We start from the raw sequence: 14,091 nt of genomic DNA, 5'->3' as shown, positions 1-14,091 counted from the left end.
CTGTTCCTCAGCGGGGGCTGAAGGGGGTTGAGGTCCGAGGGTGCATGTGCGAAGACCCGCAGCGAAAGGCTCACTGCGGGTCTCGGCAACCGATCGGGGCGACAGGATTTGAACCTGCGACCCCCCGCTCCCAAAGCGGGTGCGCTACCAAACTGCGCCACGCCCCGGTTGCACCCAGCTTACCGCCCTCCGCTAAGGTATTAATCGCAGCCCCACTCCAGGGCGGCAACGCGGGCGTAGCTCAATGGTAGAGCCCTAGTCTTCCAAACTAGCTACGCGGGTTCGATTCCCGTCGCCCGCTCTCGGCTGAGGCCGGCGAAGTCTGTGGAAACACAGATCTCGTCGGCCTCTCGCGTTTTCCGGGGCTTCCCACTAGCCAGCCAGGTACCGGCTCGCCCACGCCGCGAGCACCTCCGCCACGTACGTCGCGTCCGCGCGGTTGGTCAGCAGGTGGTCGGCGCCGTCGAGCGACACGAACGACTTGGGATGCCGGGCCGAGTCGAAGATGAGCCTGGCGTTGTCGATGCCCACGAGGTCGTCCTGCGGCGAGTGCATGACGAGCAGTGCGCGGTTCAGTCCGGCGATGCACGCGGCCTGGTTCTGCTGCTTGATGTCGGCGAGGAAGTCGTTGCTGATCCGGAACGGGCGCCCGGCCAGCACCACCTCGGCGACGCCGCGGGTTTCGATCTCGGCGGTGGACGAGCCGATCAGGTGCTCGACGTGGGTGGTGTCGGCGGGCGCGCCGATCGTGACGACGGCGCGCACCTCGGGCACGCGGTGAGCGGCGGCCAGCACGGCCGCGCCGCCAAGTGAATGTCCGATGAGGACGCTCGGGGCACCGGCGGTCTCGCGCAGGTGGTCGGCGGCGCACACCAGGTCGTCGACGTTGGACGTGAACGTGGTGTTGCCGAAGTCGCCGTCGGACTGGCCGAGGCCGGTGAAGTCGAAGCGCAGTACCGCCACGCCGCGGGCCGCGAGCTCGCGGGAGATCCGGGAGGCGGCCACCGAGTCCTTGCCGCAGGTGAAGCAATGGGCGAACACCGCGGTCGCCACGACCGGTCCGTCCGGCAGTTCGAGGCGGCCGGCCAGCGACTGCCCGTCCACACCCGCGAAGACCGCTTTCCTGTTGTCCATGCATCCCAGTGTGGACCCGGGACCGCCGGCCAACGGAGTTCCACGTCGGAACACGGGCGAAGGCGGGTGGTCACGGCACTAGGGTCTTTGCGTGCGCTACCAGTACCTCGACGCCAGGCTGCGGCAGGCGTTCGACGACGCCGGGCTCGACCGCGGCCAGCGGGCACTGTTGCAGGGCGTGCTGCGCGCACTCGACCCCGACGCGCACATCGGCGAACACGTCGCGGGCCTCAACAGCGCGTTCCTCGCCGTCACCCGTGCGCAGACCGCGCTCGACAGCCACGCCACCGAGGACCAGCCGCGGTGGAACCTGTTGCGCCGCATCATCACCACCTCGCTCGCGTGCATGGACGCCGCCGCGCCCGCGTACGACCACGGTGGCGCGAGAGAACTCGCCGAGGCACGTCAGACACTCCTCGACGTCGACGCGGCGATCGCGGCCGACGGGCAGAAACTCGACCCTCAGGTCACGGCCACCGCCGCGAAGAAGCTCGATCCGCGGGCGTTGGAAGCCGCCGTCAAGGAATGGATCACTCCACTGTGGAACGGCGTCGAGCTTCCGTTGCGCGCCAGGATGATCGCCGAGGTGGCGGTGGTGGTCGCGGTGCACGGCCGTGACGGCAGGCAGCTCCGCGCCGACCTGCTGCGGTGGCTCAAGAAGCCGGACTCCGGCCTCGGGGACGTGTTCTGGCCGCCACCGCGCAGGCATGTGGTGGCGTTGGTGGTCCGCGGCGCACGAGTACTGCGGCATTTGGACGTGCTGTTGCCCCAAGCGAGGCAAGAGCCGTTGCACCGCAACAGGTTGCCGAAGGACGACTTCCTGAAGGACGCCGTGGACGGGTCGTCGGTGCTGGTGCGGCTGCCGGTCAGCGCGGCGGACGTGCACACGGCGGCGTTGCTGGGCAGGCGGATCCTCGGGGAGGTGCTCGACCAGTACGCGGCGGGGGAGCGGCTCACCGTGCTGGACATCGCGCCGTTGTGGCAGGTCAGCGGGCCTACCGGCCGGGTTTCGCGCGGCACAGAGCATCAGCGCACGGTCGGCAACGCCTACCCGCTCACCGCGTACTGGCCCGCTGAGCTGCGCAGTGCGATGCGGGTGGCGAACCTGGCCAGGCAGGTGTCCGCGAACACGGCTCCGATGGCCGGTGCCGGGCTCGCGTGGAGTGCGCTGGAGGCGACCGGGCTGGACCCGAGCAAGATCGCGTGGCTGGCCAAGGCGTGTGCGCTGCAGATGTTGCGGCAGCACCTGATCAGCCTGCACGTCGTGACCACGAACCACGACAAGCAGCTGCGCCGGCCGCTCGACGCGCACGTCCCGACGACCGGCGTGAAGCACCACCTCAAGTCCGTCGACGCCTGGCTGGAAGTGCTGATCAGGCACAACCGGCCGAACGAACAGCTCAAGGCCGCCCAGGAGGCCGTCACCGCGCTCGCGGCGAACGAGGGCGGTCTGGTGCAGGACCTCGTCGAGCTGTGGCGGATGAGGCTGGCGGACTCGACGGCCCTCGCGGGCTGGCTGGCCGAGCAGGAGGACACCGTCGCCGCGGTCCTGGAATGGCTCTACGTCACGAGGAACCTGGCGTTCCACGCGGGTCGGTTCGCGACGCCGGCGGACGAGCTGACCGCGCACGCCGGGCAGGCCGTCGCCGATCTGACGCTCGAGTTCCTCGGCAACTGGCGCACTGTGGAGAGACTGCGGGGTGAGCCCGAGACCTCCGCGGTGGAGATCTATCGCAGGCTCGCCCAGCGGAAGGACCAGCTGGAGGCCCGGCTCAAGCGAGCCGGGTCCGTCCGCAGGCTCAGCGTCGAGGACATCTCCGGCCCCGACGAGAAGTGGTGGAGCCGGAAGCCCAGCTAGTGCCGCGACAGCCGACCTTCGCCGCGTCTTCGACGCTCAGCGGGCCGCCGAACACGGGGCAAAGGCTGACTGCAACGGCACTAGGGCTTGGCCTTCGTGAGCCAGTCGTCGACGCGGTCGGGGTTCGCCTCGATCCACCGCCGTGCCGCCTCGTCCGGCGACATCTTGTACTTCGCGATGAACGACGCGACCGCGTCCTGTTCGTCGTTGCTCCACTGGAAGTTCTGGATCAGCCTGGCCGCCGGGCCGCCCTTGTCCATGAACTTCTTGGAAGCGATCTTGTCGAGCTCGTAACGCGGGTAGTCGCAGGCGACCTTGGCCGCGTCGGCGTCACAGCCCGCCTTGTACTCGGGCAGGTCGACCTTGACGAGCTCGATGTCGAGGTGCAGCCACTGCGGTTCGAAGAAGTAGCCGATCAGCGGCGTCTTCTTCTCCTCCGCCTGGCGGAACGCCTTGATCAGCGCCTGCTCGTTGCCCGCGTAGACGACCTTGTAGTTGAGGTTCAGGTTCTTCACCAGAGCCTCGTCGTTGGTCACGTACGAGGGGTCGCCGTCGAGCACCTGGCCCTTGCCCTCGGACTGCGCGGTCTTGAACAGTTCCGCGTACTTGTTGAGGTTCTGCCAGTTCGTGATGTCCGGGTAGGTCTTCTTCATCCACGGCGGCACGTACCAGCCGATCACGCCCTTGTTGCCGGTCGGGCCGACCCTGACTGCGGTGCGCTTCTCCTCGATGTACTTCTGCTTCAGGTCTTCGTGACCCCAGTTCTCGAGGATCACGTCGATCTCGCCGGAGTCGAGGCCCTGCCAGGCGGTCTGCTCGTCGACTTCCTTCTTCGTGACCTTGCAGCCGAGTCGCTTCTCGGCCAAATAGCCGATCACTGCGGCATTTGCCTCGTAGCCGACCCAGGGGTTGACTGCGATGGTGATCGAGTCGCAGGGCTCGGTCGGTGCCGCCGAACTGGAGCGCGGTGATGATGACGTCGATCCACTGCCACAACCGGCAATTGTCAACACGAACGTCATTGCCAGAGCGATTCTGGGGGCTTGCACGAACAGCTCCTCGTCGAGGGGATGGCGGTGCAGGAGACCGCTCAGTTCAGCTTTTCCCGTCCGAACGATGACAGTCAAGTCATGGGATGATTGGTTGTCCACAAAGGACTGAATATGTATCAGCCCTTGACCGTACCCGTGTGAGGGTCAATGCTGTCGCGCATCGAGAAACGGTGTGCGCAGTCCGCAACAGGTCGGAGTGGTTTGAACGTGGATCCCGTGATTTCGGTCGGGAACCTGTGGAAAGTATTTGGCTCCAATGCATCTCAAGTGGTGGCATCCGACGAGCTGAAGTCGTTGTCGCGCCAGGAGCTGATGGATCGCACAGGTGCCGTCGCCGCTGTGCGCGGAGTGGACTTCGATGTCGCTCCGGGTGAGATGTTCGTGGTCATGGGACTGTCCGGCTCGGGCAAGTCCACACTGGTCCGTTGTCTCACGAGACTCGTCGAACCCACGGCGGGCACGATCATGTTCGAGGGTGAGGACATCCTCGAAGCGGACGCCAAGCGTCTGCGTGACCTGCGCAGGAACAAGTTCTCCATGGTGTTCCAGCACTTCGGTCTGCTCCCGCACCGCACTGTCGCCGACAACGTCGGTTACGGGCTGGAAATCCGTGGGGTACCACGGGCGAAACGAGGAGAGCGGTCACAGGAAGTGATCGACCTCGTGGGCCTCACCGGCTACGAGAAGTCCTATCCGGACCAGCTCTCCGGCGGCATGCAGCAGCGCGTCGGTCTTGCGCGCGCGCTCGCCGGTGATCCCGATGTTCTGTTCTTCGACGAACCTTTCTCCGCACTCGACCCGCTGATCCGGCGCGACATGCAGTCCGAGGTCATCAGGTTGCACCGCGAGGTCGGCAAGACGATGGTCTTCATCACCCACGACCTGAGCGAGGCGCTCAAGCTCGGCGACCGGATCCTGATCATGCGTGACGGCCAGGTCGTGCAGGTCGGCACCGGTGACGAGCTCGTCGGCGCGCCCGCGGACGACTACGTGCGCGACTTCGTCAAGGACGTGCCGCGCTCGCACGTGCTGACCCTGAAGTGGATCATGCGTCCGCCGCGTCCGGAGGACGAGCTGGACGGGCCGGAGCTCCCGCCGGAAACCGTTGTGCGGGAAGCCGTGCGCAGCGTGCTCAGCGCGGACAAGCCGGTGAAGGTCGTGCGGGACGGCGAACTGCTCGGCGTTGTGGCGGACGAGGAGATCCTCGGGGTCGTCGCCGGGGAGGCGTGATGGTCGCCGTTGCCGAGCCCCAGCAAGCGCCACCACAGGTGTCGCAACCGGGGCCACAGCAGGGTTCGCGCCCGATCTACCGGTCCAAGGCCCTGATCGCCGGTGGGATCGTGCTGGCCTGGCTGGTGCTGTGGCTCGTGTTCCGCAACGTCGGGACGCTGTCGCTGGACGCCTCCGCGCTGACCCCGCTGCACCGCTGGATCAACAGCGTCAACGACGCGGTGGGCGCGTCCAGGAACTCCAACCCGCTGTTCCTGTACTTCTTCAACGAGATCCGGTTCGTCATCGACGAGTTCGTGACGTTCGTGCAGGCGTTGATCGCGCAGCCGTCGTTCGGGCGGCCCGTGCCGGTGATCGGCTGGCTCGGCGTGGTCGCGATCGCGGGTTTCGTCAGCCTGGTGGTGGCCGGGTGGCGGGTCGCGCTGCTCGCCGTCGCGGGCTTCGTGTTCCTCGGTCTGCAGGGGTTGTGGCAGGAGAGCATGGACACGCTCTCGCTGACGCTCGCCGCGGTCGTGATCTCGTTGCTGTTCGGCATTCCGCTGGGCGTCTGGGCGGGACTGTCCGATCGGGCCCACCGGGTCATTACGCCGGTGCTCGACTTCATGCAGACGATGCCGACGTTCGTCTACTTGGCACCGTTGACGCTGTTCTTCTTGATCGGTCCGGCCTCGGCGACGATCGCCACGCTGATCTACGCGGCGCCGCCCGCCATCCGGATCACCGCGCACGCCATCCGCTCGGTGCCGCACAACACCGTCGAGGCGAGCGAGTCCCTCGGCGCGACCTGGCAGCAGACACTGGTCAAGGTGCTGTTGCCGTCCGCGCGCAAGACGATCGTGCTCGGCATCAACCAGACGATCATGGCCGCGCTGTCGATGGTCACCATCGCCGCGCTGATCGACGCGCCGGGCCTGGGCAAGACCGTCGTGAAGGCGTTGCAGACGCTCGACGTCGGCACGGCGTTCAACGCGGGCCTCGCGATCGTGGTGCTGGCGATCGTGCTGGACCGCGTGACGACCGCCGCCACCGAACGCCGGAAGCTGCCGCGCTGGGCGATGTTCGGCGGTCTCGGCGTCACCGGCGTCGCGGTCTACCTCTCCTACACCTACCTGTGGGCGGCGGAGTTCCAGTCGGACGTGGAGATCGGCAGCTCGATCCGGCAGGGCGCGACGGCCGTGACGGAGTGGGTGCAGGACTCGCTGCCGGTGATCACGGGTGGCTTCAAGGATTTCGTCACGCTCGCCCTGATCAACCCGCTGCAGGCGCTGCTCGCCGAGTCGCCGTGGTTCGTGGTGGCGCTGGTGATCGTCGCGTTCTCGTTCCTGATCGGTGGCCTCAGGCCGGCCGTGGTGTCCGCTGTGTGCCTCGGTCTGCTGGTCGCGACCGGGCTGTGGCAGGACTCGATGATCACGCTGGCGTCCACGCTGGTCGCCACGATCCTGGTGATGGTCCTCGGCGTCGTGGTCGGCGTGTGGATGGGCCGCAGCAGGCGCGCGGACCGGGTCATCCGGCCGGTCCTCGACGCGGGCCAGGTGATGCCCGCGTTCGTGTACCTGGTGCCGTTCCTCGCGTTGTTCTCGGCTTCGCGGTTCACCGCGATCATCGCGGCCGTGGTGTTCGCGGCCCCGGTCGCCATCAAGATCATCGCGGACGGCGTCCGCGCGGTGTCGCCCGCGACCGTCGAGGCGGCCACGGCGCTGGGCTCGAGCTCGTGGCAGACGATTGTGAAGGTGCAGCTGCCGATGGCGCGCCGGGCGTTGACGCTCGCCGCCAACCAGGGACTGATCTACGTGCTCTCGATGGTCGTCGTCGGCGGTCTCGTCGGCGCCGGCGCGCTCGGCTACGACGTCGTCGCCGGGTTCTCTCAGGGCCAGTTGTACGGCAAGGGGCTCGCGGCCGGTGTCGCGATCGTCGTGCTGGGCGTGATGCTCGACCGCCTCACCCAGGCGGCCGCCAAGCGGTGGACCAACTAGGAGGTCTGGAAGTGGCAAGGCACAACGTGCTGGGAGCGGTGCTCGTAGGAGCACTCGCGCTGGCCGGCTGCAGTGGCGCCAAGGTCGGCGACTCTTCTTCGGGTGCGGCCGGCGACTGCGGCACGTTCAACCTCGCGATCAACCCGTGGGTGGGTTACGAGGCAAACGCGGCGGTGCTCGCGTACGTGGCCGAGAAGGAGCTCAAGTGCAAGGTCACGAAGAAGGAGCTCAAGGAAGAGGTCGCGTGGCAGGGCTTCGGCACCGGTGAGGTCGACGCCGTGGTCGAGAACTGGGGCCACGACGACCTGCGCAAGAAGTACATCGACGAGCAGAAGACCGCCGTCAGCGCGGGCTCGACGGGTGTGAAGGGGCAGATCGGCTGGTACGTGCCGCCGTGGCTCGCCAAGGAGCACCCCGACATCCTGGACTGGAACAACCTCAACAAGTACGCGGACAAGTTCAAGACGTCCGAGTCCGGGGACAAGGGCCAGCTGCTCGACGGCGACCCGTCGTTCGTGACCAACGACGAGGCTCTGGTGAAGAACCTGAACCTCAACTACAAGGTCGTCTACGGCGGCAGCGAGACCGCGCTGATCCAGGCCTTCCGCCAGGCGGAGAAGGACAAGAAGTGGGTCATCGGCTACTTCTACTCGCCGCAGTGGCTGCTCAACGAGATCAAGCTCGAGAAGGTGAAGCTGCCCGAGTACAAGCCGGGCTGTGACGCCGACGCCGAGAAGGTCGCCTGCGACTACCCGGACTACGACCTCGACAAGATCGTGTCGAAGAAGTTCGCCGACGCGAACGGCCCGGCGTTCCAGCTGGTCAAGAACTTCAAGTGGACCAACGAGGACCAGAACACGGTCGCGAAGTACATCGCCGAGGACAAGATGAAGCCCGAGGACGCGGCCAAGAAGTGGGTCGAGGCCAACGGCGACAAGGTCAAGGCCTGGCTCCCCAAGGCCTAGCCCGCCCTGGTTCGACCAAGCAAAAAAGTCGTGGGGTGGTTCCCGGACGAGAGGAACCACCCCACGACTACCCCCGGCATCAGGCAGCCTGTTGTCCGTTGGGGACCTCAGGCTCGTGCCTGTGCGTCATGCGGTGCCACCACGAGCGGGGCTTTCCGCCGTTGCGGTAGTACTCCCGGACCCGGCGGGCGTCGTCCCGCAGGGCAGCCTGCCGGTAGTCGATCTCCGCCTTGATCGCCTCGGGCGTCCACTCCATCTGACTCACTCCTCAGTTCGTTTTCCGACGAGAGTGAGATTGCTGCTGAGGGGTGGCCCCTCACATCGGAAGATCAGGTAAGGCCCGGCCGCGAAACCCCTTACTCCGGTGCTGAGGGTGACCCGCGAAAGCCCTCACGCTACGACCTGAGGGGTCGGGACGCGAGGGCTTCTACCTGCGGTTAGTTGATCCTGGCGCTCGCGGTGGACGCGGGCCGGACGGAGGCCGTGGCGCCACGCGCCTCGTTGTCGTCACCGTTGTCGTCGGCGTTCCATCCGTAGCCGGGCAGCTCGGCGCGCACCCGGAACGTCACCTGACCCGCCGCCGCGTCTTGCTCGCGGTAGGAGTAGGCGAACGGGAACTCGGTCCGCCCCTGCGCCGACGCCGCGACGCGCTGGGTGAGGCGGCCGATCTCCCTCTCCGCCTCGCTGTTCGCACCCACCCGGTAGAGGACGACGGTGGCGTCCTCGTCGTGGTGGGTGTTGGCCACGGACACCTTGATCGGCTTGGTCTGGCCCGCCCGCGCCGAGGACGGGACCGACAGCCCGGCCACCGAGACGTCGTGCGTCTGGACCTTCAGCGTCCGCATGCTCGTGGCGGTGCGGCCGTCGGTGGTTGTGGCGGTGACCGTGACCCGGTAGTCACCGTCCTTGGTGAAGCGGTGCTTGACGTGTTCGCCGTTCGTGCGCAGGACGGTGCCGTCACCGAGGTCGATCGTGCCGCTGGCGAGCGGCTGGTAGATCGGGTCGCCCGTCGACACACCGAGCGTCGTGTCGCTCAGCACGTTCGGGGTCTGGGGCCACGTGGACAGGCCGGGGGGCGATGTCCGGAGCGGTCCGCAGGGCGACGGGGACCCCTCCGGTGACGTGGCCGCCCAGATCAGGTAGGTCTCGTTCGCGGCCGCGGCGAACGCCGCGCTCGAGCAGCGCGTCGAACAGTCCACCTCGGACAGATCGCTTGCGCGGTGCACGCTGGTCACGTTGCCGTAGACCTGGACGAACTTGGCGCGGGCCGGGGTGTGTAGCGGTACCAGACCGATCGGGTCGCCGCGGTGTCGCAGCTCGGCGGCGCCTCGCCCGGCTCGGCGGTGGCGAGGGTGAGGTCGGGCTGGTGGTCGCCCGGCACCGTCGTCGTGGCCGCCGAGGCCATGGCGTCGTTGGGCTCCGGGAGCACCGACAGCTTCACGTCGAGATCGCTGCCGTCCGTGCTCACGCGGACGATGCCGTTCTCGGTGGCGGTGTGGTGGAACCAGACGGACCCCTCGGCGGGCCGTTGCACGCAGTTGGCCGGGTCGTCGAGCGCCCTGGTGGCCTCGGTCCTGTCGACCTGCGTGGTGAACGGCAGCGCGGTGATCGCTGTCGACGCGTCGAAGTCGTCGTTGGCGGGCGGTGCCGCGTGCGCGACACCAGGTGTGATCATTCCCAGTGCGACCGCGGCGACCACCGCGATCGCGATCTCCAAAAAGCCATGAGAAAAGTTGCCACTCTTCCCATGCCCTGCCGTCCTCGGCGAGGGCATCGGCCTCCTAACGCCGAAGGGCGGGGTGTCGGTTGCCCACCCCGCCCTGAATTGCTCTGTTCGGCCTACCTGGCGAAACGCAGGGTGATCACCTGGAACGGCCGCAGCGCGATCTCCGCCGACGCGTCGCCGAGAGGCCGTTCGAGCAGGTCGGTCTCCTGGATTCCGCGGTAGGAGAAGGAAGTGCTGATGGACGCGCGGGCACGACCGCCATGCGCCTCGTAGAGCCGGACGACGACGTCGCCCGACCGATCGTCGGCCAGCTTCACGGCCTCGATCCGCACCGCCGGGTTGTCCGTGCACACCAACGGTTCTGGCGCCTGGGAACCGCGGACGGTCTGCGGCGGCAGGTTGATGCGGTAGCCGGCGTCGATGGCTTCCGGGATGCCCGCGCCGACCACGAGCGCGTAGCGGAAGCGATGCTCGCCCTGGTCGGTCTCGGGGTCGGGGAACCTCGGCGCGCGCAACAGGGACAGGCGCACGGTCGTGGTGGTTCCGCCGTCCTCACGGGTCGTGCGGGTGACCTCGTGGCCGTAGGTCGAGTCGTTGACCACCGCGACGCCGTAGCCGGGTTCGCCGACGTGCAGGAAGCGGTGGGCGCAGATCTCGAACTTCGCGGCCTCCCACGAGGTGTTGGTGTGCACCGGGCGGTGCAGGTGGCCGAACTGGGTTTCCGCGGTGGAGACCTCGGCCCGCAGGTCGAGCGGGAACGCGATCTTGAGCAGCTTCTCGCGTTCCTGCCAGTCGACCTCGGTCTCGAAGTCGACCTGCTTGGCGCCCTCGCGCAGGCGGATGGTCTGGGCGAGTCGTGAGTTGCCGAACTTGGCGCGCACCACGACGCCGTCTGCCGCGTCGACCCGCTCGGACGGGATCAGGTCGGCCTTCCAGTTGCGGTAGAACGGGTCGATGTCCCAGGCGTCCCACTGGTTCGGGTTGTCGCGGTGCAGCTGTGGCATGCCGGCGAACCCGTGCGGGGGCAGCACTTCCCGATCGGACTCCAGGTCCAGAACGGACAGCACGATGCCGTCGGCATCGATCGTGACGCGAAGCCGGCCGTTGTCCAGCACGCCGTTCTGCGGCGCCACATAAGGCATCGGTGCGTTGTTGCCTAGCACGTCAAAGGTCAGCTCGTCCTCGCCGTCACCCTTGATCGCGTCGATGGCGCGGGCCGTCAGCGCCTTCAGCTCGGAAGCCACGCGGGCGTAGGTGGCCTCGGCCTCGCGATGCACCCAGGCGATGGAGCTGCCGGGCAGGATGTCGTGGAACTGGTGCAGCAGCACGGTCTTCCACAACCGGTCGAGCTCGTCGTACGGGTAGTCGTGGCCGTGGAGTGCTGCGGCGGTGGCCCAGTGCTCGGCCTCGCGCAGCAGGTGCTCGCTGCGACGGTTGCCCTGCTTGGTCTTGGCCTGGGTGGTGTACGTGGCGCGGTGCTTCTCCAGGTACAGCTCACCCGCCCACACCGGTGCGTCCGGGTACTCGTCCTGCGCGGCCTGGAAGAAGTCGCGCGGCGGCTCGACCTTGACCGTCGGGGAGCCTTCGAGGTTCGCGACGCGGTGCGCGGTCTCCATCATCTCGCGGGTGGGGCCGCCACCGCCGTCGCCGTAGCCGAACGGCACCAGCGACCGGGAGGCCTTGGCGTGCTCGGCGAACTGGCGCGAGGCGCGGGCGAGCTCCTCACCGGAGAGCGTCGAGTTGTAGGTGTCGACCGGCGGGAAGTGCGTGAAGATCCGCGTGCCGTCGATGCCCTCCCACCAGAACGTGTGGTGCGGGAACTTGTTGATCTGGTTCCACGACAGCTTCTGGGTGAGGAACCAGCGCGAGCCGGAGAGCTTGATCAGCTGGGGGAGCGCCGCGCTGTAGCCGAACGAGTCGGGCAGCCACACCTCCTCGGTCTCGACGCCGAAGTTGTCGAGGAAGAAGCGCTTGCCGTGCACGAGCTGGCGGGCCATCGCCTCGCCGCCAAGCATGTTCGTGTCCGACTCGACCCACATGCCGCCGACCGGCACGAACTGTCCACTGCGGACCTTCTCGCGGATCCGGTCCCACACGTGCGGGTGGTGGTCCTTCATCCAGGCGTACTGCTGTGCCTGGGAGCACGCGAAGTAGAAGTCCGGGTACTCGTCCATCAGCCTGGTGACGTTCGAGAACGTCCTGGCGCACTTGCGGACGGTTTCCCTCAACGGCCACAGCCAGGCGCTGTCGATGTGCGCGTGCCCGATGGCGGACACCTTGTGCGCGGAGGCCGTGGCGGGCAGCGAGAGCGCGGGTTCGAGCTCGGCGCGGGCCAGGTCGGCGGTGGCGGCGACCTCGCCCGGATCCAGCGCGTCCATCGCCCGGTCCAGCGCGTGCAGGATCTTGTGCCGGCGCGGGTCGTGGTCCGGCAGCTCCTTCATCAGGCTCTGCAGCACCTCGATGTCGAGCATGAGGTGCCACACCTGCGGCTGGAACACCGCGAGCTCAGCCTTGAGGATCCGGTACAGCGGTTCGGTGCCGGCGGTTTCCTTGTCGCCCAGCCGGGTCGGCAGGAACGGGTGGAAGTCGAGGATCGTGGGGTTGCCGGCGGCCTCCAGGTAGAAGTGGACCTCGGACCCGTCGACGGGCAGGTGGGTGTTGCGCGGCTCGATGCCCTTGATCGGCTCGCCCTGGGCGTTGTACGCGAGGCCCTCGGACTGGAAACCGGGGCCGGGGTGGGTGAAGCCCAGGTCCAGCACGACCTCGACCTGCTTGCCCTGCCACGCCTGCGGAACGCGTCCGGTCAGCCGGAACCAGCTGGTGCTCCACGGCGCGCCCCAGGCGTCGCCGACGCTCACCGGTTCGTAGGTGGCCCGCAGCGCTTCGGCGACAGGGACGGGCTCGTCCGGCACGTGCCACACGGCCAGCTCCAGCGGCGCCGTCTCGCCGTAGATCGCAGGGCGGATGCGTTCCTTCAGAGTGCGGTTGAGTCGTTCTTCCAGCAGCGCGCGTTCGTCGTGCACGTGTTCACCCCAGCTCGATCGAGGCCCGCACGCCGTCGCGCGCGAGAGTCATCCACTCTTCGAAGAAAGCGCCACCAGGTCCCCACGAGGGCCGGTCGCCGTGCAGCCTGATCGGCGTGCGCGCGACCGGTGCCGGTGGTGTGTCGCGCACGATCCGGGCGATCGCCTCCCCGAGCGGCTTGACCTTGCGTTCTGTCGTCAACAACCCCAACTCGTACTCGCGTTCGGGGAAGTCCACCAGGGCACGGTCGACGTCGTGCGAGCACCACCACGTGACGCCCCACAGGTTCGTGCAGGTCAACACGTTCGCAAGCGTTTGCTCGGCGAACTCGGGGGCCTGCTCGGCGCTGATCTCGGGCTGCGCGGCGCCGACCTCCTGCAGCCACACCTGGCGCTGCGGATCCTTCGCGTGCGCCTTGGCGAGCTCGACGAGGTACTCGGCGTGATGGACGCTCTCGGGGGACAGCGGGCCGTAGCGCTGTGCGGTGCCGTTGAAGACCCACGAGTGCACAGTTGTCATCGCGCCCTTGTTGGCCGCGTGCTCCGGCAGGAACGCGTGCTCGCTCTCGTACCAGACGGCGTCGTACTCGGAGTGCACGTGCGGAAGGCCCGGTGCGGCGGTCTCGCACTCTTCGAGCAGTGCGTCGAGCCACTCCGCCGCCTGGTGGGGTGTGCACGGGTTCGACTCGGTGAGCAGGTTGACCTCGTTGCCCAGGGTGAAGCCGAGGAAGTTCGGCTTGTCACGCAGGGCCTCGGCCAGCGTGCGGATGTAGAACCGCTGCCCGCTGATCACGTCGTGGTCGCTGAAGATGTTGCGGCGGTGCCAGGTCTGCACCCACGACGGGTAGAAGTCGAAGCTCGACAGGTGGCCTTGGAGCACGTCGACCTGCACGTCCAGGCCGGTCTCGTGAGCGGCGTCGAGCATCCGGGCGAGCTGGTCGACGGCCTTGGGGCGGATGACGGCGCGGTTGGGCTGGAACACCGGCCACAGCGGGAAGACCCGCACGTGGTCGAGACCTAGACCGGCGATGGAGTCGAAGTCGGCTTTGACGTCGTCGATGGAGAAGTCGAGCCAGTGGTGGAACCAGCCGGTCGACGGGGTGTAGTTCACGCCGAAACGCACAGTGTGG

Annotated in this window: 11 protein-coding genes and 2 tRNA genes; 5 read left to right on the top strand and 8 right to left on the bottom strand. The window is 67.7% G+C overall.

Features of this window, described 5'->3' with window-relative positions; genetic code table 11:
- Positions 1 to 93: 93 nt before the first annotated feature.
- Positions 94 to 167 (bottom strand) — tRNA-Pro (locus C8D87_RS23080).
- A gap of 63 nt (positions 168 to 230) precedes the next feature.
- On the opposite strand from C8D87_RS23080, the gene C8D87_RS23075 reads away from it, so the two are divergent.
- Positions 231 to 301 (top strand) — tRNA-Gly (locus tag C8D87_RS23075).
- A 71-nt stretch (positions 302 to 372) separates the two neighbouring features.
- Here C8D87_RS23075 and C8D87_RS23070 read toward each other — a convergent pair.
- The gene (locus tag C8D87_RS23070) at positions 373 to 1,134 is read right to left on the bottom strand and encodes an alpha/beta hydrolase family protein (protein ID WP_109640808.1); all 762 of its coding nucleotides are present in this window, start codon (positions 1,132 to 1,134) and stop codon (positions 373 to 375) included.
- Positions 1,135 to 1,225: 91 nt separating this feature from the next.
- On the opposite strand from C8D87_RS23070, the gene C8D87_RS23065 reads away from it, so the two are divergent.
- A complete protein-coding gene (locus C8D87_RS23065; protein WP_112228343.1) occupies positions 1,226 to 2,992 on the top strand; it encodes a hypothetical protein in 1,767 nt (588 codons plus the stop codon).
- 80 nt (positions 2,993 to 3,072) lie between these two features.
- On the opposite strand, the gene C8D87_RS23060 is transcribed toward C8D87_RS23065, so the two are convergent.
- Entirely contained in the window at positions 3,073 to 4,014 is a 942-nt protein-coding gene (locus C8D87_RS23060; RefSeq protein WP_109640810.1) for an ABC transporter substrate-binding protein, read from the bottom strand.
- A 342-nt stretch (positions 4,015 to 4,356) separates the two neighbouring features.
- On the opposite strand from C8D87_RS23060, the gene C8D87_RS23055 reads away from it, so the two are divergent.
- The 3 genes from C8D87_RS23055 to C8D87_RS23045 are packed head-to-tail and all read left to right on the top strand — an operon-like array spanning position 4,357 to position 8,212.
- A complete protein-coding gene (locus C8D87_RS23055) occupies positions 4,357 to 5,274 on the top strand; it encodes a quaternary amine ABC transporter ATP-binding protein (protein ID WP_211337663.1) in 918 nt (305 codons plus the stop codon).
- Positions 5,274 to 7,247 (top strand): ABC transporter permease, encoded by a 1,974-nt coding sequence (locus C8D87_RS23050; RefSeq protein WP_109640812.1) that lies wholly within the window; start codon positions 5,274 to 5,276, stop codon positions 7,245 to 7,247. Before C8D87_RS23055 ends, C8D87_RS23050 begins: the two co-directional genes overlap by 1 nt.
- A gap of 11 nt (positions 7,248 to 7,258) precedes the next feature.
- Complete coding sequence (locus C8D87_RS23045; RefSeq protein WP_215732442.1) at positions 7,259 to 8,212, top strand: ABC transporter substrate-binding protein; 954 nt, start codon at positions 7,259 to 7,261, stop codon at positions 8,210 to 8,212.
- 79 nt (positions 8,213 to 8,291) lie between these two features.
- On the opposite strand, the gene C8D87_RS46090 is transcribed toward C8D87_RS23045, so the two are convergent.
- From C8D87_RS46090 to C8D87_RS23030, 5 genes are all read right to left on the bottom strand, one after another.
- The gene (locus C8D87_RS46090) at positions 8,292 to 8,468 is read right to left on the bottom strand and encodes a hypothetical protein (RefSeq protein ID WP_170155254.1); all 177 of its coding nucleotides are present in this window, start codon (positions 8,466 to 8,468) and stop codon (positions 8,292 to 8,294) included.
- Positions 8,469 to 8,649: 181 nt separating this feature from the next.
- Positions 8,650 to 9,438, bottom strand: coding sequence for a PKD domain-containing protein (locus C8D87_RS23040; RefSeq protein WP_170166554.1), 789 nt, complete (start codon positions 9,436 to 9,438; stop codon positions 8,650 to 8,652).
- 5 nt (positions 9,439 to 9,443) lie between these two features.
- Positions 9,444 to 9,929: a hypothetical protein gene (locus C8D87_RS46085; RefSeq protein ID WP_170166553.1), complete on the bottom strand. Its 486-nt coding sequence runs from the start codon at positions 9,927 to 9,929 to the stop codon at positions 9,444 to 9,446.
- A gap of 122 nt (positions 9,930 to 10,051) precedes the next feature.
- The gene (locus tag C8D87_RS23035; RefSeq protein WP_112228341.1) at positions 10,052 to 12,961 is read right to left on the bottom strand and encodes an alpha-mannosidase; all 2,910 of its coding nucleotides are present in this window, start codon (positions 12,959 to 12,961) and stop codon (positions 10,052 to 10,054) included.
- A 4-nt stretch (positions 12,962 to 12,965) separates the two neighbouring features.
- Positions 12,966 to 14,084, bottom strand: coding sequence for a glycoside hydrolase 5 family protein (locus tag C8D87_RS23030; protein ID WP_112228340.1), 1,119 nt, complete (start codon positions 14,082 to 14,084; stop codon positions 12,966 to 12,968).
- Positions 14,085 to 14,091: the final 7 nt, after the last annotated feature.

This window comes from Lentzea atacamensis, from assembly GCF_003269295.1.
Classification (GTDB): Bacteria; Actinomycetota; Actinomycetes; order Mycobacteriales; family Pseudonocardiaceae; genus Lentzea; species Lentzea atacamensis.
Note: the sequence above shows the minus strand (reverse complement) of the source record. Positions and strands in the feature narration are given on the sequence as shown.